This window comes from Bacillus sp. ISL-77 (assembly GCF_018613105.1).
The window spans coordinates 70,717-92,006 of sequence record NZ_JAGGQY010000013.1; the positions used below are offsets into that span (position 1 = coordinate 70,717).

A 21,290-nucleotide genomic window follows, 5' to 3' on the forward strand; every position below is an offset into this window, starting at 1 on the left:
GGTGTCAGGCACTCCTTATTTAAAAGAATAATATTTTTGTAAAAAGAACTTTAATCTTTTTCTAAAAGAGCAGCACCTGCGATTCCAGGTTTGGTCATTTCATATATATTCAAAATAAGATCTAATTCTTCTTCGCTTAGGACATCATATTTCAGGCATAATTCACGAACAGACTTGCCAGTTATAGTTGCTTCTCTAGCGATTCTCGCTGCCACTTCATAGCCAAGGTGTGGATTAACCGCTGTAATAATTCCTACGCTTTTTTCAACATTCTCTTTTAAGCGAGCCTCATTAGCCTCAATCCCTACAAGACAATGATCCGTAAACGATCGGAATCCGTTGTTCATAATACTAATAGATTGAAGTAGGTTAAAGACTAATACAGGTTCCATGACGTTCAATTCAAGCTGGCCTGCTTCTGAAGCTAGACAAATGGTATGATCGTTTCCAATCACCTGAAAGGCGATTTGATTAATCAGTTCCGGCATAACAGGGTTTACTTTTCCAGGCATTATCGAAGATCCTGGCTGACGGGCTGGAAGGGAAATCTCAGCAAGGCCCGCACGAGGACCTGATGCCATTAACCGAAGGTCATTAGCGATTTTAGACATGTTCATCATACACACCTTTAATGCTGCTGAAACTTCGGTATAAGCATCCGTATTTTGCGTAGCATCAACCAAATGTTCTGCATTGACCAACGGTAATCCACTGATTTCTGTAAGCTGTTTGACCACATCTAGTATATATTTTGGGTCTGCATTTAACCCTGTTCCAACTGCTGTTGCTCCCATGTTCACTTCATATAAATTCCCCCGTGAAAGATGGACCCGTTTAATATCCCGTTCAAGCACTCGAGAGTAAGCCTCAAATTCCTGACCTAATCGAATCGGAACTGCATCCTGAAGATGGGTCCGACCCATTTTAATAACGTTTTCAAATTGCTTAGCTTTATCCTTAAAGACCTTAAGCATATCCTGCATAGTCTCTAGCAATTTTTCAAGTAATCTGAGTGTTGCTATATGAATAGCTGTAGGAAATACATCATTCGTTGATTGCGACATATTCACATGTGTATTGGGACTTAAATGCATATAAGCACCTTTTTCATGACCAAGTAATTCTAGTGCACGGTTGGCAATCACTTCATTAGCGTTCATATTCATTGATGTCCCTGCTCCACCTTGGATCGGGTCAACGATAAACTGATTGTTCCATTTACCTTCAATCATTTCATCAGCAGCTTGGCTAATAACGTTGCCAAGTCCACTATACAGCCTCTTCGTATTCATATTGGCAATTGCAGCCGCTTTTTTAACCATCGCAAGCGCTATTATTAAATCTTCATGAATTCGATAACCTGTAATTGGAAAATTTTCAACTGCCCTAAGTGTTTGAATACCATAGTAAGCATCTGTTGGTATTTCTTTTTTTCCTAAGAAGTCTTGTTCAATTCTTTTAGTGTCCATGATTATCTGTCTCCCACCCTTTATAAAAAAACAGTCGATTTAGAAAAATTTTTATTACACAAAGATAATACCAGTTTAATCAACTCATGTCTCTCTTTTTAGAGATATAGTGCGAACTACCTTTCGAGAGATTTATAGAGCTTTTATCACCGTTAAAGTCCTGATAAAAAAGAGGTTTATCCAGAAAGTTGTCTATCACAACTTTTTGGATTACCTCTTTTTTCTATAAATTAGAATTTTACTCTTTTTTTCTTATAAAATTTATGAATTGAAGGACTGATTGAATTTTTCCAAAAGTATCCCGAATAATTTGCGTTCGTCATCAGACCAATCCTCTAGTAGTTCGGTAATTCGCTTTAAACGTGCCTGTTTATAATCGAATAATTCATTTGTACCTTGTTCAGTTAACTGAAGAGTGTAAGCTCTCCCATCCAATGGATCGGGAATTCTATACAAATAACCTTTATGCTCTAAAGCTGCTGCCTGTCTACTGACTGTAGATATATCTAACTTGAATTCCTCCGCTAAAACTTTAACCCCTACTGCCCCCTTCGATTTGATGCGGCGAAGGATTAAATAGGCAGATCTATCAAGATTCCCGAATTTTTTATTGTTTGAAATTGAAGTAGTTCGGCGAATCAGAATTGCTAGTTCAAGTTCGATCATTTCTAATGAATGTTCATCCATTTCTTTCCTACCTCACTGTCAACCTTATTTCCATATAACAAATATGATAACATATGTACTCTATGATAAGTAATCACAACCTTACATTCATTGCAAAAACACTATTGACGCAGTGGAAATTGATTGTATAATACAATTATATACTTTCATCATACAACTAATTCAAAAGGATGGAAACAAAAAACAGGGGGAAATTAGATGTCACCAAGACCAGAATCTAAAATAACAATGCAACCACACAAATCGGAGGCAATCGGTAAAAAGATTGGTTTACTTACCCAGCCAAAAGCAGTTTGGGCTGTATTTTTTGCAAGTATAATCGCGTTCATGGGATTGGGTCTTGTTGATCCTATTTTACCGGCAATCGCCGAACAATTAAATGCCACACAAACTGAAGTAACCTTACTATTCACTAGCTATAATGCCGTTATGGCAATTGCCATGCTTATTACTGGGGTAATCTCAACAAGGCTTGGCATCAAATGGACATTACTTTCTGGAATCGTGATTATTGCGGTATTTTCGGCTCTTGGCGGAGTTTCAAATGGCATTTGGACACTCGTTGGGCTTCGAGGCGGCTGGGGCCTTGGAAATGCACTATTTGTTGCAACGGCTTTATCTGCAATCGTATCCCTCTCAAATAGCGGAACGGCAAAAGCAATCATCTTATATGAAGCAGCAATCGGACTAGGGATTTCAGTTGGCCCGCTACTTGGCGGTTGGCTTGGCGCTATGTCATGGCGAGGCCCGTTTCTTGGGGTCGCCACATTGATGGTTATTGCCTTTATTGGCCTTTTCATCCTAATGCCAAAAGCAACTGCTCAAAATGCGGTAAAAGCTCGCACTTCATTATTAGATCCATTTCGCGCTTTAAAGCATCGTTCACTTTTAGTTTTTGGGATTGCAGCTGCCCTTTACAATTTTGGCTTCTTCACCTTGCTGGCATATGCACCATTCGTGATGGGCTTAGATGAACACGGATTAGGCTTCGTATTCCTTGGCTGGGGAATTTTACTGGCTGTCACCTCCGTTTTTATGGCTCCAAAGCTTTCTATATGGTTCGGAACGATAAAATCGATGTGTATGATGTTAATCTTGTTTGCACTTCTTTTGGTCGCAATGGGTATATGGACTTCAACCCAGTGGGTGATCATCGCCGCTGTTATCCTAGCAGGTGCGTTATTAGGAAATAATAATACACTCATCACTACAGCCGTGATGAATGCTGCCCCCGTTGAACGATCAACGGCCTCTGCTGCTTATAGCTTCCTCCGTTTTATTGGAGGCGCGATTGCTCCCTTTACTGCCGGAAAACTTGCCGAAATTTATAATCCAAGTGTTCCATTTCTTGTTGGAGCAGGGTTTGTCATCGTTTCGGTCCTTTTTATCTGGGTTAATAATAAACATGTGAAGCATGTAGATGATATTGGTTTAGGCCACTAATACTAGTTGAAGGATTTGTGATTCATTTGCAGATCCTTTTATTTATTGTTAGTGAATATCCTTTTTCTTAAATCGGCCTCCGCGGACTTCTGAAATGTCTGCTATAGCCAAAAAGGCTGTCGGATCAATATCCTCTACAATTGTGGTTAATTTAGATTCTTCCAACCTCGTGATAATACTGAAAATGACCTTCTTGCTATCTCCAGTAAAAGCACCTTGACCCTTAATGTAAGTTACCCCTCTTCCCAGTCTGGCATTGATGGCATTTCCAATTTCTTCTGCTTCATCACTAATAATCCAAACAGATTTGGACTCTTCTAATCCTGCAACAACAGCATCTATCGCTTTAGATGCAATAACATAGGCTAACAGAGAGTACATCGCCCGGTCCCAACTAAATACAAAACCGGCTGCTCCTAAGATAAAGATATTGATAAACATGATAATCTGGCCAACTGAAAATGGGACCTTTTTGGTGATTACAAGTGCCAATATTTCTGTCCCGTCTAACGCTCCGCCATTTCGGATGACGATTCCTACACCCATACCCAGAATCATCCCTCCAAAAACAGTAGCAAGGAGAATATCATCAGTAAAAGCTGGAATCGGGTGGAAAAATGATACAAAAATAGATAAAACGATTATTCCATAAACAGTAGAAAATGCAAAGGTTTTCCCCAACTGTTTATATCACATATAAACAAAAGGCAAGTTTAATATGAAGATGAAGATCCCTAATTTCCATCCAATTATATGGGCAAGCATAATTGAAATACCTGTAATGCCGCCATCAATAACATGGTTAGGAACTAGAAAAATTTCTAACCCGGTAGCCATAAGAATGGCTCCGATTGTAATAGCGATAGTTCGAAGAATAACTTTTCGAAGTGGTAACTTGCGGTGTTGAATTTTTTCATTCATAAGTTCTGTCACATAATCACATCTTTTCGTTAGATTTTACCATTTTATTATCCCCTGCTTTATTTATATAATTTGATTCCAAAGAAATAGCTAATAATCCATTGGACTATTAGCTAATGTGCATTTACAATAATCAGAGTATTTTTAACATTCTGCAACCCGCTCAATGATGATATCCTCAATGACTCGATGTTTGCTAAGCGAACCTGTGTGGATAATTTGCTGACCTAGATTATGTCTCATACTGACCTTTTGATCGACTTCCTTTAAAAGTAGACCGGAAAATAATAAATAAGGAACAACGATTATTTTTCCAGTTGATTTTTCGGAAATAGCCTCAAGACCTACTGGGAACTTGGGCTCAGCAGCAGCCAAATAACAAACAGAAACAAGTTTCGTTCTGAGGCGTTCCTGAATCCCTTCAGATATCTGTGCGAAGGCAGTGTGAATGCTCAGGTCACTGCTTCCTCTTCCAACAATTAAAATGGAATCCTCCGAAGATAAATCTACGACCGTATTCCTAACGAGTTCAGCAATTCCATCGAGAATCCTCCCCTGGACACCAAAAGGATTCCTTATTTTCACTTCGATTTTCGGAAACCGCTTCTGAAGAGAAGTAAGTGCACGAGGAATATCTTCTTTAATGTGACCTGCTGCCAACAAAAACAGGGGAATGACTGTAATTTCAGTCGCTCCCCTAATCACACAGCGCCGAAAGCCTTCCTCAATACTTGGTTCGGTCAACTCAAGAAAGCTCATTTCCTGAATAGCAACATCAATTCGTTCCATTACTCTATGTATGAAGGAATTCGCTTCCGCTGCTCCTTCTTTTGAGCGTGTGCCGTGGCCAATGTAAAGAATCCCTTTCATTCTCGCTGCCCCTTTATTAATTCATTATTTAGATAACTTTTTTCTCTCTTAAATAAGCAAAGACTTGTTCCACTGCCTCTTCAACGGTTACCTGATCAGAACGGAGGGTGATTTCCGGTTGTTCTGGCGCTTCATAAGGTGAATCGATTCCCGTGAAATCTTTAATTTCGCCACGACGCGCTTTCGCATAGAGTTGCTTGGGATCGCGACGTTCACATTCCTCGATTGGACATTGGACAAAAACTTCAATAAATTCACCGTCTTCAAATAAAGCCCGCACTTGCTCACGATCAGAGCGAAATGGTGAAATAAAGGCGGTGGTCACCACTTTGCCGCTGTCGACAAACAACTTGGCAACTTCGCCAATTCTTCGGATATTTTCAGTTCGGTCATAATCGGAAAAACCAAGATCCTTGTTTAAACCGTGGCGAATATTATCACCATCGAGGACATATTCATTGATCCCCTGACGGAACAATTCGTTCGATACAGCATTTGCGATAGTTGATTTTCCCGATCCTGAGAGTCCAGTAAACCAGAGTACACAGCTTCCGTGACCATTTTTTTCACGCCGAATTTTTTTGGAAATAGATGTTTCATGCCAAGTAATATTCGTTGGTTTAGACATTGATTTATTTTCCTCCTTACACTGTTGCTTTTTCTTTCATTCCCTCGATTAACACTTCAACAACTTCTTTGCGGCTAAAGGTAGACGGTGGAAGTACTCCTGCTCGTAGCATCTCTCTCACCTTTGTTCCAGAAAGAATCACTCTGTCTTCCTTACTATGCGGACAAGTTTTATCAGAAGCCATTCCTTCGCATTTATTGCAGTAGAAGCTATGTTCAAAGAACAAAGGCTTGATACCAAGTTCTTCTTCTGTAAAATTACTGAAAATATGCTGGGCATCGTAAGTTCCGTAATAGTTTCCAACTCCTGCGTGGTCACGACCAACAATAAAATGGGTGCAGCCAAAGTTTTTACGGGCAAGTGCATGGAAAATGGCTTCCCTTGGTCCTGCATATCGCATAGCTGCTGGATACACACCAAGTTGAACTCGTTCGCTAGGATAATAATTCTCAAGTAAAACACGGTAACTTTTCAAACGGACATCCGCAGGGACATCATCTGACTTTGTTTCACCTACAAGCGGGTTGACGAACAAGCCATCGACCGTTTCAAGGGCAGCTTTTTGAATGTACTCATGTGCACGATGAATAGGATTTCTTGTTTGGAAACCTACAACAGTCTTCCAGCCCTTTTCTTCAAAAATGGCCCGTGTTTCCTTCGGTTCAAACCACACATCACCGAATACTCCTTTTTCGGCTTTTTTTACGAGTACAACTTCCCCAGCCACGTAAACAGGTCCTCTTTCGTAAAGACGTTTCACACCAGGGTGGGCAAGTTCTTCTGTTTTATATACTTCAAGTGCTTCTTTGTCTAAATCAGGTTCATACCATTCTGAAACCCTAATAACACCATAGACTTCCTTGTTAAATGAAAGTTTGTACTCTTCTCCTTCCACAAGTGTTTCAGCAACACCGTAAGATACGGGTAATGTTACAGGGATAGACCAGATGGTATTGTCTGCTAAACGCATATTGCTCACGACAGATTCATAGTCCTTTTGTCCAAGAAAGCCCTTTAAAGGACTGAATAATCCGATACCAATTAATTCTAAGTCACTTAATGCAATCGTATCAATTTCAATTTCCTTTTCGATAGTGGTTAGATCGTAATTGGGGTCGAACGCTTGAATAAGTTTTCCTCCATGAGGTTTTGGTAAGTATGACATTTTGATCAACCTTTCTCTACAAATTTTAATTTATTCGCTACTTTTGTATTTGGGACTACTACCTTCGAAGGTGTTTTCTTCATTAGGAACATCACACCAAAAACGGAGATTAGAACACCTATCATTGCAATAATTGGATAGAAATTCTGTTCAATCACCAATTGAATAATGGTGTATGAAAGCACCATCGATAAAACAGGAGAAACAATCCAAACAGTTAGCAGTTGGACCACGATATCCTTTTTTAGGACTGCCTTCCCATATTTAGCATAGCCAATTCCGATTATGGAGGAAGTGGTAATTTGCGTTAATGGGACCGGAATTCCAAAAAGAGAGGCAGCAGTAACAATACTTGCACCAGTACCAGAAATTACACAACCTTCTTCTATCCTGAGAGTCGTTATTTTTTTCCCATTGGTTTCAAGCACCCGGTTTCCGAGAAAGAATGCACCGAGTGCAACGGCTAGACCGCCCCAGATGACCGCATCTCCCTTATGCATTAATCCTGCGGCAACAAGTGGTCCAACTGCATTTGCTACATTATTCATTCCAGCGGAGAAGGCTTCAAACAAGCCCATAAGTACAACAATGATTGCTAATATAGGACCAGCTTTTGACTTCTCCATCCATGTTTTAATGAATGGTCGCCTCAACAGTGATGCAGCCAAAATGGCAATAACAAATGCAGCAAAAGGAGTAAGCAGCCAAAACATTGCTATCCACAAAACTTTGCCTACAAAAACCGATTGATATACTACACCAGCTCCAATAACTGATCCTACTGCCACTTCGCTGGTCGAAAGAGGAATCCCAAAAATGTTGGCAAGGAATAATGATAATGCTGCTGAGGCAAGCACAATCAAGGCAATCGCCGTCGTAAAAGTACTGCTAGGGACAATCCCGCTCCCAATAGTCTTTACGACTTCCTCTCCACCTAGCCAAGCACCTAGGAAAACTGCAATAGCACAAAGAGCCAATGCCTTTCTTTTTGCTATTACACCGGCTCCATAGGATATACCCATCGACGCTGCGGCACCACTAGCACCAATATTTACTGCAAAAAATAATCCTATTGAAACCGCAATTATGGTAAGCGTAGGAATTACCTCCTTTACTTAGAGTGCAAACCGCACTCCGTTTTACTGCTGCCCGTCCAACGCCCATCTCGGGAATCACCATTTGTTCCGACGGCCTGTGTACATGGGAAACAGCCAATACTTGGATAGTTTTGATCATGCAATTGGTTATAAGGGAGGTCTCTTTCCCTGATGTACGACCAAACCTCATCCCACGTCCAATGAATTAATGGACAGATTTTTATATTTTTAAATTTATCATCTTTATTAACGAATTGCGTATCCTTCCTTGTTGGCGACTGTTCTCTCCTAAGACCTGAAATCCATGCATCTTTTGGAGTCAATGCCTCGCGCAGAGGGATGACCTTTCTGATTTGGCAGCATTGGTTTGGATCACGTTTCCATAATGCCGAGCCATATTCTGCTGCTTGTTGGTCTAAACTCAAATCAGGGGTTTTTCGCTCGATTTGTAACTCTGGAAAACGAGCTTCAATCTTATCAATCACTTCATACGTTTCAGGAAAGTGGAGCCCTGTATCTAAAAAAACAATCTGAGCATCTTTTTTTACCTGATAAATCAAATCGATTAATACAATTGCTTCAGCACCAAAACTGGATGCATAGATAATTTTCCCTTCAGGATAATTGCTATATGCCCACTCTAAAACAGACCTGGCACCCTTTGTCTCATCCTGAATAGAGAAGTTTTCCGAGATTTCACTCCAATTATTATAAGTCACTGCTTTTGTCATCCTCTATGGACCCCCTTTGTCATAATACAAAGGCTGTCTCCCACCCCAATAAGGTGTAGACCGCCTCAAGTTTTTCTAGTCAGCGAATTTTATTTGATTGAAGACGAACCTTTTCATTTTTCTCAATTTGTACTATTTTTCCATCCTGAACTACTAGTGTAATAGATCCATATTTTAATGTGTCCAGCATACGTTCAATATGTTCCTTTACTTCTTGCCATTCTGAACCTTCCAGTTGATTCGCCTCCCTTTCAAAACTTCATTGAATTGTTAAATTAAGATTAATCCTACCATACGCATAGGAATTGTCAATATAATTTATTATAATATTTAAAAAATCCTATAGTGTTCCAAAATAGAAAAGAGGCTGACATTAATTTTAATGTCTGCCTAGTCCTATTCAAGGGAACTAAAAACCAGTTCTTATACTGTTTTTTTCTTTTTCAACATCATTGTAATGAATAGGAAAAGAAATGGTAGAACCGCTCCCATAAGAATATTTAAGGGGACATATGACTGAAACAGAAATTCATTTATTTCGGAATAGTTCTTGGCGAAAATTACGGCACCGACACCGATTAACCATCCGAATGGAATGATAAAAGGTTTGTATGTATCAGTTTTAAATATTTGTGCGGTCCCAAGGCACAGCCCATAGAAGAATAAAGAAATACGTATCATTAATCCAACCGTCCAAAAGAGAATCGCAATGGCATCAAAGCGATTGATTACATCGCCTGCTTCAATATACCTTACTTCCGAAAAAGTAGGAAAAGCCATTTTCGCGGCTTCTTCTGGCCCAAATAGGGCTATAGGCCCTGTGATAGGCCCTAAAAAGAAGATCAATGTTAAAAGTGCGCTATAAATCCCTGTTTTCATTAGTTTTTTTGGATTTTGAACATACGGTAAAACCATTCCCATTATTGCAAATTCACCAAACCACCCCATTACGGTGAGCGAGCCCAAAGAAACGGGGTATAACCCGTTACCTAAAAAAGGCAGGAGGTTGGTATAATCCTTTTTTTCGTTCATCGTTAAGACTACAACAGCCAAGGCGAAAATGATTAAAACCGGAAGCATCACCTGGTTCAATCTTCCTAATGTTTCAAGACCTTTATGAACGATATAGATAGTTAATAGAAGAATCAACGTAATAAAAGCCCACATTGGTGTTTCCATCATAATTCTTTTATAGGACTCGGCATATAGTCTTGTTGCCAAACATGCCATGATAAAAAAATAAAACAAATATAGGAGTCCCAGTATTTTCCCAATCCAAGAGAAATGCTGAAAAAGAATTTCAATTAAAGTTAAGCCTGGAAATCGCTGAGAAAGCTTAACCAACGAGACTATTCCAATGAGCCCCAGTGCACTTCCGAATATTCCTGCAATCCACCCATCTTGCTTACTATGTGCCATCACGACCGTCAAAATAATTAAATGCCCGATGATCGTCAAAGAAGTGATCGCTAACATAGAAGCCTGAATATTACTAATTCTTCCCTTTTCAATCATAGGAATTTCCCTCCAATCATACTAAAACGGGCTTATTGTATTAAATAATTTTGATAAGGATGGAAGCTGGAATTCGTATATCAACACACCACCTAAAACAATTGCTAATCCCAGGATACCCATTTGAATAAACATCACTTTTTTCTCTTTCTTTTTCCAGGAAGTATATAGATGAAAAACTGTTGTGATACCTACTAGTATGATAAATAGTAAGAAGAATAACGTTTTCATTTTTTCCCTCTATTCTGATGTAGTTCCTTTTTCTAAGCCGAATCTTGTTATTGAAAAATCTATGTTTATATCGATGTCTGTATCTTTAAAACCATCCTTTTTCCATGACGAAGCCATTCCCCTCCAATCTTCAGGATATTTCCGTTTAAATTGGTCACCAAAGCCAATGATATCTGTATTCCAGTCATATTTAATCTTTCTAAACAAATCATCTATTTCTTTTCTTACAATTCCTTCAACCTGGCGATTTAGGTTAGCTAAATAATTACTTGAAATAGAAGGGGTTGAACAGGTTATCTCACTGATTTCACCGTCAGCATGAATATCAACATGAAAAGCAATCTTCGAATCATTCTTTTCGGGTGAAATAGAAGTGTTTACCTTTCTTATGGTGAGACTTGTGTTCCCTTCACTTGACCCATCTCCACAAGGAGCAATGATCACATCTTTAACTAGGTCTCCTTTAAGCCACAATAAGCCATTCGTCTCCTCTTTATTCAAGTATCCAACTAATTTCCCATTTTTAAACACAGCTGTTTCGTTTAAACTTAGTGAAGCCTCTCTACTTTCCTGAGGAATCAGACTTTTACTACTTTCTTGTCCAATGGGTTCAACTTTTCCTGTTTGAGCTAATTTATCATTCGCAATTGAGTTAGATAGTACCCCTGTATAAGGTTCCATTGAAACACTGCTTAAACCCTCTGAAAATTTACTAAGGTCTTTGACCATTGAAGATGTGGCATACCGATTCGTCGCAAACATGCCTCTTATTTCCAAACCAAGTGTTGGCTTTAACTCTGGTTTTGTGGTAATAATATCCTTTGCCTTCCCTTTTGTTACATAAAGTTGCAAATTCGGACGAAAATCATTTTCTCTTTTAAAATAATCTAAACTTTGCTCCAAGTTTTCCTTAGAAGCAAAAGTGTTTCCCAAAACAAGTACATTCATGTGTCCAAAATATAGTCTCTTCGGTATTGTCCTTGCTAAACTTGAAATAGCTTGGACAATGCTTTTACCGGTTGTAGAAATAATAAAAGAATTCTCGCCTTTTCCATCCGAATTATTTTTTGATGTTAGCGAAAATATTTGGTAAGTCTTTACAATGGATGCAGTGATTTCATATTCTCCTTTTTCATTGATATCTATTCCCATGATATCGATGACTGCATTTTCTTCTGCCTCATGTGAGCTCCAGCAGCCTGTTAAAGAAATAAGCAAAAAAGAATTAATAACAATGATTATTAAACATCTAAACTTACTGATATTACTCATCCTTTTTCTCCTTACTGCCAACTGATGATGAAGAAGCCTCTCCACTTCGGTGGAAATTGTTGATATTCATACCTGGAATACGCGACTTCATTCCCCACCAAGGAGCCCGAATAAAGACATCCTTCCAGCCCTGATAGAATGCAGGTGATACTGGCGAAAAATAGGGAACACCGAAAGAACGCAGACTGATAACATGGGTTAAGCCGAACATCAGACCAATAAGGATACCCATGAATCCAAAAAAACCAGCCAAAATAAGCAAGGGAATGCCTAACATTCTAATTATTTGGTGAAACGCATAGTTTGGCATAATAAACGATGTTAACGCTGTGATCGAAACAACAATGCTTAAAACTGGCCCAATAATTCCAGCCTGCACGGCCGCTTGGCCAATGATAACTAAAGCAAGCGTGATTATTATTGGACTCCCAAACGTTTTAGGCATTCGCAAGCCAGCTTCCCGAATCAGTTCGTAAGTCATGACCATAAAGATCGCTTCAATTAAGACGGGATATGGAAGACCTTCACGGCTCCCGGCAATTCTCAATAGAAGGGTTGTTTGTAATAAATCGGGATGAAAGGTGGTCAATGCTACATAAAAAGCAGGAAGGATTAAGGTTACAAAAAGCCCCAAAAATCGGACCCAACGAACCATTGTTGCAGCTAGTGAACTATCGTAATAATCCTGACTGGTGTGGAGGAATTCCACAAAAAGGGCAGGTGCTGTCAAGACAAAGGGAGACCCATCAATGATAATGGCGACCTTACCATCTAGTAAGCTCCCACATACTTTATCTGGACGATCAGTATTGTAAATGGTTGGAAACGGAGACCGCTTTGAATCTTGGATTAGAGACTCAATATATTGACTCTCTAATATTCCATCAATGTCTATTTTGGAAAGCCGATCTTTTATTTCTTGGACAATTTCCTCACTAGCAATTCCGGCCATATATAAAATGCCTATTTTTGTATTGGTTTGTCGACCCAGGGTTAGAAATTTTACTTTTAATTGTGGAGTTCGGATCCGTTTACGGACAAGCGCTAGGTTTGTGTCTAAATCCTCGATAAAACCCTCACGCGGCCCGCGAACAGTTCGTTCAGTAACAGCCTCCGTTATGGCTCTGCCTGTGTATTTAGCCGTTTGCAGCATATATGCCTGGTCTTCATTATCAATCAATAAAATAGTATTCCCTAATAACAACTGTTCAACAATTGTACTTAAACTATTTGAATGCTTAACATTAATAGATAAAAAATTCTTTCTTATGACATTTTGAGTGGTTTGTTTTGTTCTAACGGTGTGATGTTCATTGATGGTTACGACATGACTTTCGATTTCGGTTAACAAATGAAGGTCGACCATTCCTGGATGGTAGATTAAACATCCTTCAACATTTGAAATGTCCATGTGTTTATATTCCATATCCTCACAGGATTCGAACAAACTCTTAAGAGAAGCAATGTTTTCATTTAGCGAGGAAGATAGAAGTCCGTACTCACTTAAATTTGGCTGACCACTTACCACAAACTCCACCTCCATAACTACTAGTGTTTTACTTAGTTTTAAAAATATACAACCTACACAGCAATTAATTGGACTAAGGAATAATCTTTGTTGTCCTCGCTTTTTCTGCTGTTTGGTTAATCCGTTTGCTTAAAGGTTTTTTTAATATCAATGCTACAAGAAAACTAATGAATACAAAGACAATTAAAGAAAGGATATCTTTAATAACCACCTCTTTGATCATTCCACCGACCGTTTCACGGAGCATGCTTACCGCATACGTAAACGGCATAAAGGGGTTTAACTTTTGAAAAAAGGTAGAGGTCAAACTAACCGGAAACGTAGCTCCCGAACTAGATATTTGCAGGACTAAGAAAAGGATTGCTAAACCTTTTCCAATATTTCCGAACACCGAACATAAGGAATACGTAATCGTAACAAACACGATACTGATAAATATGCATAAAAGTACAAACCAAAGTTTGTCCACAGCATACGTGTGAATTAAAAACAAATCACCAAGGGCTACAATGGCTGCTTGGAAGATGCCGATCGTCAGAAATGTTAGCAGCCTCCCTAAATAGATTTGGTAGCTTTTGTATTTATTCTCAGGGTCATCGACATCTACTTTTAAGGAAGCAATCAGGAGAGTGGCTCCGACCCATAGGGCCAGCATCGTATAAAAAGGGGTCATCGCCGATCCATAATTCGGGATAGGAAATAACCTTTTCGTTTTCAATAGGATTGGACTTGATAAAAAGTTACTTTCCTTTTGAGGATCATGTTTAAGAAATTGGATTAAATCATTTATATTTACACTGCCTTCAAACTTACGGATTTTATCGGCCGCACTTCTAATTTTAGTTTCAAATCCTGGTAAGTCATTTCGAGCTATGTCCGCTGCTTTATGAACGACTTTTACAAGTTCGGGAAGCCTTGTTTGAACAAGGTTCCTTGCTCTTCGAATGTCTTCCTCCACTTTTGGCAAATCATTCCGCACAAAATCAGCCGCCTTATGTAGTTTCTGTTCAACCCTGGGCAAATCATTTTTAAAAAATAAGGCTGCTGAATTTATATCTTGGGTTACTTCGTCTACTTTCTGTTGAATGCCAGTCCGAGTTTCATGGATGCTATTATGGATTTTTACTAACTCCTCGTACAATTGGTCTAATTGGTCTTGATTTGCTGTAGTATCCACCTGTTTTGTATCCTTTACGCTATCGATTGCTTGATTAAGTTTCGTTTCTATCTCATTTAAATTCGAGACTACTTCTAAAATGATATCGGTGGTACGCTGCATATCAGTAAGTTTCCCCTGTAATACGATCACTTTGTCCCCGGCATCCTTTATAAGTGGCAAACTAGCTTCAACCTTTAAGATACTGGTGCCGGCCTGCTGGATTTCGGGTATTCTTTGTTCAAGCTCAATAATTTTCTGTCCCTTTGCTTGTATTTCGGGCAGCCTCTCCTCCAGTTCTATCGCCTTTTTTCCCATTTCCTCAATCTGCGGTAATGCTTTTTCCAATTCAAAGATTTGTTTCTCAACATTATGAATGGAAGGCAATGCTTGCTCAAGCTCAATACCTGCTCTATAAAATACAGAGAATAATTCATTCCCCACCGTTTTAATAAACGCCTGACTAATTTGCGCCGTAACACTCGATGCCCCTGAGTTTGCAATTTTCGGCGCCACGGCATTGATTTTTTCGTTAACAGCGAACTCTATGTTTGGTTTTTGGGGGTTCACTTCTAAAATACTCGTAAGTTTCTTTGAAAAATCCTTTGGGATAATAAGATATGCATAGTAATGCCCTTTCTCTACGCCACTCTGTGCATCGCTTCGATTCACAAAAACCCAACCAAGCTGGTGATTCTTTTTTAGGCTTTTTACAGTATCATTTCCAACATTAAATTTCTTCCCACGAATTTCCGCTCCTTCATCCTCGTTGCTAACAGCCACCCGAATCCCCGATGTATTGCCGTAAGGGTCCCACATCGATTTGATATTAACCCATGCATAGGCAGAAGGCAGGATCATTAGTGCTCCAATTAACAAAACTACAATTGGAACTCTAAATATATTTCTCCAATCTGTTTGGTAAATATGAAAAATCATCCTCACTATTTCCCCCACCTTTCACTAGTAGTCCATGATCTTATCTTCCTACTATCTACAAGAAAAGATTCAGGAAATAGAAACGAAATGCACAAAGAGGGCTGCCTAAGAAAATTTACTTAGGCAGCCCTCTTTGTTTTACTTACTTATTGGGTTCCACATCAGTCGTGGGATTATAGTTATATTTTGAACGGTCGACAGGAATAAACGTTTCAGGTTTGTAGAAACGTAATAAATCTCCATTTACAACTTTATCTGATAGCTTTAATTTATATTCGACGATTTTCTGATCTTTCTTAGCTTCTTCGGTTTTAGCTTTATCTAATTTCATTCCCGTTTTGGAATCATAGAATTTACCATCAATAGAGGTGATTGTTGAACTTACAAAGTCGCCATTTCTGAAAGGAACTACATCATCATGCTGTTTAGATAATATGTCGGTTCCAAATTGGACATATTCTTTTGTGTCCGTGCCAAGCAAATGAAGAAGTGTTGGAAGAAGATCGATTTGACCACCGTACTCGTGGTTTACTCCACCTTCCATTCCTGGTACACGAATAAATAATGGCACTCGTTGTAAGCCAGCATTTTCGAAAGGAGTAATTTCTTTTCCCATCACCTGTTCCATTGCTTTATTATGATTTTCTGAAATTCCATAATGATCACCGTACATGACAATAATCGAATGATCATATAATCCTGATTTTTTCAGGTAGTCAAAGAATTGCTTCAATCCCTCGTCCGCATATCGTGCGGTTTGAAAGTATCCATCGACAGATTTATCACCGGTTGTCCCTGGTGCAATCGTTGCGTCTTCCTCATTAATTGGATATGGATAATGATTCGATACGGTAATAAATTTTGTATAAAATGGCTGTGGTAAGGATTCCAGTAGTGGAATGGATTGCTCATAGAAAGGCTTATCCATCAGCCCATATTCAGCTAGATCTTTAGAATCTATTTGATAGTAATTTGAATCAAAGAACTTGTTAAACCCAAACGATTTATAAATCTCATTACGATTCCAAAAGCTTCCTGAATTTCCGTGGAACACCGCTGACGTGTAGCCTTGCTGACCTAAAATAGCTGGAGCAGCTTCATATGTGTTTAAACCTTTTGTCGTATATGCTGAACCTTGGGATAATCCATATAATGAATTTTCTAACATGAATTCAGCATCAGATGTTTTACCTTGACCTGTTTGATGGAAGAAATTATCAAAGTAAAGCGTATTTTGATCTTTCGTTAATGAATTTAAAAATGGTGTTACTTCTTCCCCATTCAACTTGTAATTAATAAGGAAGTTTTGCATTGATTCTAGATGTAAATAGATTACATTCATTCCTTTTCCAGCACCAAAGTAAGCTGGATTTGGCTCTGCGTAATTAGATTTTGTATAGTTAATGACTTCTGTAATATCATCACTGCTTGCCATAACCCTTTGTGCTGATGCTTTGGTACTTTGAACTGCATCATAAATGGTGTAATTGTACATACCTAAATACTTCACAATATAATTACGGTCAAATCCTCTGGTTAATAATTGAGGGCGGTCTGTTTCAGCTAAAGCTAGGTTTGCACTAGAAATAGCAAGCGCCATTGAAAATAAGGCAGCCACTTTTCCGCGATTCATGTCATTGGCCTCAATTTTCACAAACCGTAAAACAAGTAAGGCAGCCAAAATAATGATATCAATGAAGAATAAAAAATCATAAGGTTTTAATAGAGTCGTCACACTTCCACTTACATCGCCAAAGTTTTGTGTCTGCGTTAGAGTCGGTAAGGTGATAAAATCATTAAAAAATCGGTAAAATAGAATATTCGCATATAATAGAAACGATAAAAGAAAATCGATGACAATCAGCCCAATATACTTTTTTCTACCTTTTAAAAAGAAAGAAAAGCCTAAGAAAAGTAAAGAAGATCCGAGCGGATTTATAAATAATAGAAACTTCTGAAGAGAATTTTCTATCCCTAAGTCAAATTGCGTTAATTGAACGATATATGTCTTCATCCATAGGAAAAATACAGTCAAAAAGAAAAAGCCAACATATTTATTAAAAATACTTTGACCTCTTTGCAATAAGTTATTCATATAGCACCTGCCTTGTAGTCTATTATTATATAATTTTAGTCATTATTTTAAATATAATGGGTGGATACTGTTCCCAATAGTCTATCATCTATATTAGCATTTAAATATGAACAATCCATGAATATTTTAGAAATAATTAAATTAGGCAACACAAGAATATTACTATACTCCATTTTTTTAAAATGTCAAGGACTCGATAAAAAACAAAAGAAGCTGATACTTCAGTAAAAAATAACGAAGAATCAGCTTCTATTGATTTTATTTTACTTATAATACTTTCTCTACCGGCTTCTTTTCTTTTCTCTTCATTTTCATTAGTGTTTCATAGACAATTGGCACAATTACTAATGTAAGCAACGTAGAACTTGTCAGCCCCCCGATGACTGTGACACCTAATCCCTTCGAAATTAGTCCACTTCCTTCCATACCGATTGCTAGTGGTATAAGCGCACCAATTGTCGCAATTGCTGTCATAAGAATTGGGCGAACACGTGTCCCTGCTGCCTCAAGAAGGGCTTCTCGTGTCGATAATCCATCATTTTCTTTATGAATGACACGATCAATTAATACGATTGCATTCGTTACAACAATCCCAATTAACATCAAGGCGCCAATCATTGCTGAAACACTTAAGGTTTCGCCAGCGATCAATAATCCTAATAACCCGCCGATAATGGTAAATGGCAACGAGAATAGAATCGCTAGTGGTGCTAAACCTCCACCAAATGTAATAACGAGAACTAGATAAACAATTGCAATCGCTGCAAGCATTGCTAAGCCTAACTGTGTAAAGGATTCAGCAATATCTTCTGATACCCCGCCGACAGATATATCCACGGTCGATGGCATTTTTAACGTATCTACTTTCTTTTGAACTGCCGTCGAAACTTTTGATACATCTTTAGTGGTAATTTCTGCACTTACACTTGCATAAATACGACCATCACGCCTTGTAATCGTGTCAGAAGTGTTTCCCACTTTTACGTCGACGACATCCTTAATCGGAACTGTCATACCCATAGGGGATTGAAGCGTTTTATCTGTCAATTCATTAATATCTTCATATTCATCTTTCTCAACCTCTAGATAGACATTCATTTCTTTGCCGTTATTTTCAATTGTTGTTAATACTTGACGTTGGCCATTTCCAGCTAGGCCCATTCCAACCTGTGCTACAGTAAGACCTAATTGACTTAACTTTTCCTGATTAGGAACTAATGTGTATTCTTCATACGTATCCGAGATACTCGTTTTCACATTTCTAAGGGATTCGTTTCTCTTAAAAATCTTCGATATATTGTTCACGACTGGTTCAATTTCATCCATATTGTCACCATAGACGTTAAACGTTAGAGCATTCGATGATCCCATGCCAGAGAAATCTTGGCTTGCCCATTCACCTTTATCTTTTCGTTTCTTTAGGTCATTGATAACCTTTTCGGTTTCATGTGAAAAGTTTTTAGTATCTTTGTCATATTCAACAAAAAACATGGCAGAATTACTTTGCCCTGGATTCATTGGATTTTCTCCGCCAACAGAAAACTGAATGGTTTTTACTCCTGTTCTTTCCTCAAAAAATTCTTCTGCTTCTGTTGCAATCCGCTCAACTTCATCCAATGTTTGGCCTGGTGCCGGTTTGTATGTGGCAACAACCATTTTCTGTTCATCAGAAGGAAGGAAACTTACCCCAATGACCGGTACAAGGAACAAGCTGCCAACTAACAGTAAGATAGCTAACCCAAAGGTAATAATTTTATGGTTTAACGACCAATTAAGAACCTTTTTATAATTAGAAGCTAATTTACCAGGTTTATTTTCAACATGCACTTGTTTTAATGATATCCCTTTTTTAAATAAAGAATGAGCCATCATTGGTACAATTGTAATGGCTACTAAAAGAGAAGCCATTAATGCGAAGACGATTGTCAATGCAAATGGTAAGAACATCTCCCCAACTGGACCTTTTACTAATCCTAATGGCAGGAATACAGCAATTGTTACAATCGTTGAAGAAAAGATCGGCATAAACATTTCTCTAGTGGCCGCCACAATTAATTCCTTACCACTAAGTGTTTCATTCTTAAGAGACATTCGTCTAAATATATTTTCGATGACAACAATTGAATCATCAATAACTCGACCGATCGCAACTGTCATTGCACCGAGTGTCATCATATTTAGCGTAATATCCATTTGTTTAAGAAGTAAAATAGCTATTAATATCGATAAAGGAATAGAAATGACTGAAATAATTGTTGTTCGAAAATTTCTTAAGAAAAGCAATATGATAATCATGGCAAAGATTGCACCAAATATCGCTTTATTTAGCATTGTTGCAACTGATTCTTCGATAGGTTTCCCTTGATCAAAAATCGTCGTTACTTTTAACCCATCAATCTTAGCTTCAAAACCACTTAGTTTTTCTTTTACTGCGTTTACAACATCTACTGTATTTGCATCTTGTGCACTTGTAATTTGCACACCGATTGATTCCTCACCATTTGTCCTGGAAATAGATTCGGCTTTCCCTACTACTTCAATTGTTGCCAGATCTTTAAGGTCTACAGTAGGAATCGATGCTGGAACCTGTGCTGTTTGATTTCCTTGGCTAACTTGGCCGCTTGTCATACCTTGTTGTACCTGACTTTGTTGACCACCCGTCATTCCTTGCTGTGATGCACCTGTAGATGGGACTACGGGAATTTTTATTGCTTTTAGGTCATCGATCGATGTCACATTACCATTGATGACAACTGACTTTTGCGTATCTTTAAATGTATATAAACCTAATGGAAACTTAACGTCTGTAGCTTTAATTAAATTCTTGATTGTTTCTTCGGTTAACCCATATTTCTTTAATTTAGTTTCATCAAATTTCAATTGAACTTCGTCAACTTGCTGCCCTGATATTTGAACGGTTGATACTCCTTCAACACCCTCTAGCTCTGGAATGATCTCCTCTTCAGCTGTTTTTGTTAATTCTGTCAATGATTGGTCTGAATTTGTAATACTTAAGGACATGACTGGAAAGCTTGAGAAACTCATCCGTGAAACTTTGGGTTCCTCCACTCCGTCAGGAAGTTCAAGATTGCTTAATGCTTCCTTCACTTCGTTTTGAGCCTTTTCCATGTCTTTATCAAAATCATATTCAATTTGAATCGATGATGCATTTTGAAATGAAGAGGAGCTTACAACGGAAACTCCATCCAAATTCTCAACTCTTTTTTCAATTGGTTCTGTAACACTCACTGCTACCTGTTCGGGTGTTGCACCAGGGTAAATAGCCATGACTGTAACAAGCGGTGTACTGATATTTGGAATGGTTTCTAGTTTCATGTTCATCCCAGAATACAATCCTGCAATTGTTATAATAATAGTTAACAGCCATATGGCAAATTTGTTCTTCAATGAAAACTGAATGATTTTCTTCATATTTCGCTCCTTCTTATACCTTGTTGACATTTTGGTCTGATTCGAATAGGATTGACTATACGGTCATAACAGATTTAATCATACTGACCAACCGGTCATAAGTCAAGAAAT

Annotated in this window: 16 protein-coding genes and 1 pseudogene; 1 reads left to right on the forward strand and 16 read right to left on the reverse strand. The window is 38.3% G+C overall.

The window, feature by feature from the left end; all coding sequences use genetic code 11:
- Positions 1 to 50: 50 nt before the first annotated feature.
- Together aspA and J7E77_RS05115 are read right to left on the reverse strand one after the other, a co-directional pair.
- Positions 51 to 1,469 (reverse strand): aspartate ammonia-lyase, encoded by a 1,419-nt coding sequence (gene aspA, locus J7E77_RS05110; RefSeq protein WP_214712923.1) that lies wholly within the window; start codon positions 1,467 to 1,469, stop codon positions 51 to 53.
- Between the two features lie 261 nt (positions 1,470 to 1,730).
- Positions 1,731 to 2,156, reverse strand: a complete 426-nt coding sequence (locus J7E77_RS05115) for a MarR family winged helix-turn-helix transcriptional regulator (protein ID WP_214712925.1) — start codon at positions 2,154 to 2,156, stop codon at positions 1,731 to 1,733.
- Between the two features lie 228 nt (positions 2,157 to 2,384).
- On the opposite strand from J7E77_RS05115, the gene J7E77_RS05120 reads away from it, so the two are divergent.
- Complete coding sequence (locus J7E77_RS05120; RefSeq protein WP_214712994.1) at positions 2,385 to 3,599, forward strand: MFS transporter; 1,215 nt, start codon at positions 2,385 to 2,387, stop codon at positions 3,597 to 3,599.
- Between the two features lie 48 nt (positions 3,600 to 3,647).
- On the opposite strand, the pseudogene J7E77_RS05125 reads toward J7E77_RS05120, so the two are convergent.
- From J7E77_RS05125 to J7E77_RS05190, 14 genes and pseudogenes are all read right to left on the reverse strand, one after another.
- Positions 3,648 to 4,532: pseudogene (locus J7E77_RS05125) on the reverse strand (YitT family protein).
- Positions 4,533 to 4,664: 132 nt separating this feature from the next.
- On the reverse strand, positions 4,665 to 5,390 hold the full coding sequence (locus J7E77_RS05130) for a sirohydrochlorin chelatase (RefSeq protein WP_214712927.1): 726 nt from the start codon (positions 5,388 to 5,390) through the stop codon (positions 4,665 to 4,667).
- 28 nt (positions 5,391 to 5,418) lie between these two features.
- Positions 5,419 to 6,018 carry an adenylyl-sulfate kinase gene (gene cysC, locus J7E77_RS05135; RefSeq protein ID WP_214712929.1) on the reverse strand — a complete coding sequence of 200 codons (600 nt, stop codon included), beginning with the start codon at positions 6,016 to 6,018 and terminating at the stop codon, positions 5,419 to 5,421.
- Positions 6,019 to 6,034: 16 nt separating this feature from the next.
- Positions 6,035 to 7,183, reverse strand: coding sequence for a sulfate adenylyltransferase (gene sat / locus J7E77_RS05140; RefSeq protein ID WP_214712931.1), 1,149 nt, complete (start codon positions 7,181 to 7,183; stop codon positions 6,035 to 6,037).
- 5 nt (positions 7,184 to 7,188) lie between these two features.
- Positions 7,189 to 8,286: a sulfate permease gene (locus J7E77_RS05145; RefSeq protein WP_308160419.1), complete on the reverse strand. Its 1,098-nt coding sequence runs from the start codon at positions 8,284 to 8,286 to the stop codon at positions 7,189 to 7,191.
- 8 nt (positions 8,287 to 8,294) lie between these two features.
- Entirely contained in the window at positions 8,295 to 9,011 is a 717-nt protein-coding gene (locus J7E77_RS05150; RefSeq protein ID WP_088086780.1) for a phosphoadenylyl-sulfate reductase, read from the reverse strand.
- A gap of 79 nt (positions 9,012 to 9,090) precedes the next feature.
- On the reverse strand, positions 9,091 to 9,246 hold the full coding sequence (locus J7E77_RS05155) for a YezD family protein (protein WP_285289242.1): 156 nt from the start codon (positions 9,244 to 9,246) through the stop codon (positions 9,091 to 9,093).
- 188 nt (positions 9,247 to 9,434) lie between these two features.
- A complete protein-coding gene (locus J7E77_RS05160) occupies positions 9,435 to 10,526 on the reverse strand; it encodes a GerAB/ArcD/ProY family transporter (protein ID WP_214712939.1) in 1,092 nt (363 codons plus the stop codon).
- A gap of 21 nt (positions 10,527 to 10,547) precedes the next feature.
- Positions 10,548 to 10,757 (reverse strand): hypothetical protein, encoded by a 210-nt coding sequence (locus J7E77_RS05165; RefSeq protein ID WP_214712941.1) that lies wholly within the window; start codon positions 10,755 to 10,757, stop codon positions 10,548 to 10,550.
- A gap of 9 nt (positions 10,758 to 10,766) precedes the next feature.
- Positions 10,767 to 12,029 (reverse strand): Ger(x)C family spore germination protein, encoded by a 1,263-nt coding sequence (locus J7E77_RS05170; protein ID WP_214712942.1) that lies wholly within the window; start codon positions 12,027 to 12,029, stop codon positions 10,767 to 10,769.
- Positions 12,022 to 13,557 carry a spore germination protein gene (locus J7E77_RS05175; protein WP_214712944.1) on the reverse strand — a complete coding sequence of 512 codons (1,536 nt, stop codon included), beginning with the start codon at positions 13,555 to 13,557 and terminating at the stop codon, positions 12,022 to 12,024. The genes J7E77_RS05170 and J7E77_RS05175 overlap by 8 nt, the downstream gene beginning before the upstream one ends.
- 73 nt (positions 13,558 to 13,630) lie before the next feature.
- Positions 13,631 to 15,652 carry a YhgE/Pip domain-containing protein gene (locus J7E77_RS05180; RefSeq protein ID WP_214731463.1) on the reverse strand — a complete coding sequence of 674 codons (2,022 nt, stop codon included), beginning with the start codon at positions 15,650 to 15,652 and terminating at the stop codon, positions 13,631 to 13,633.
- Between the two features lie 142 nt (positions 15,653 to 15,794).
- Entirely contained in the window at positions 15,795 to 17,747 is a 1,953-nt protein-coding gene (gene ltaS / locus J7E77_RS05185) for a lipoteichoic acid synthase (RefSeq protein WP_214712946.1), read from the reverse strand.
- Positions 17,748 to 18,014: 267 nt separating this feature from the next.
- Positions 18,015 to 21,179, reverse strand: coding sequence for an efflux RND transporter permease subunit (locus tag J7E77_RS05190; protein ID WP_214712947.1), 3,165 nt, complete (start codon positions 21,177 to 21,179; stop codon positions 18,015 to 18,017).
- Positions 21,180 to 21,290 lie beyond the last annotated feature (111 nt).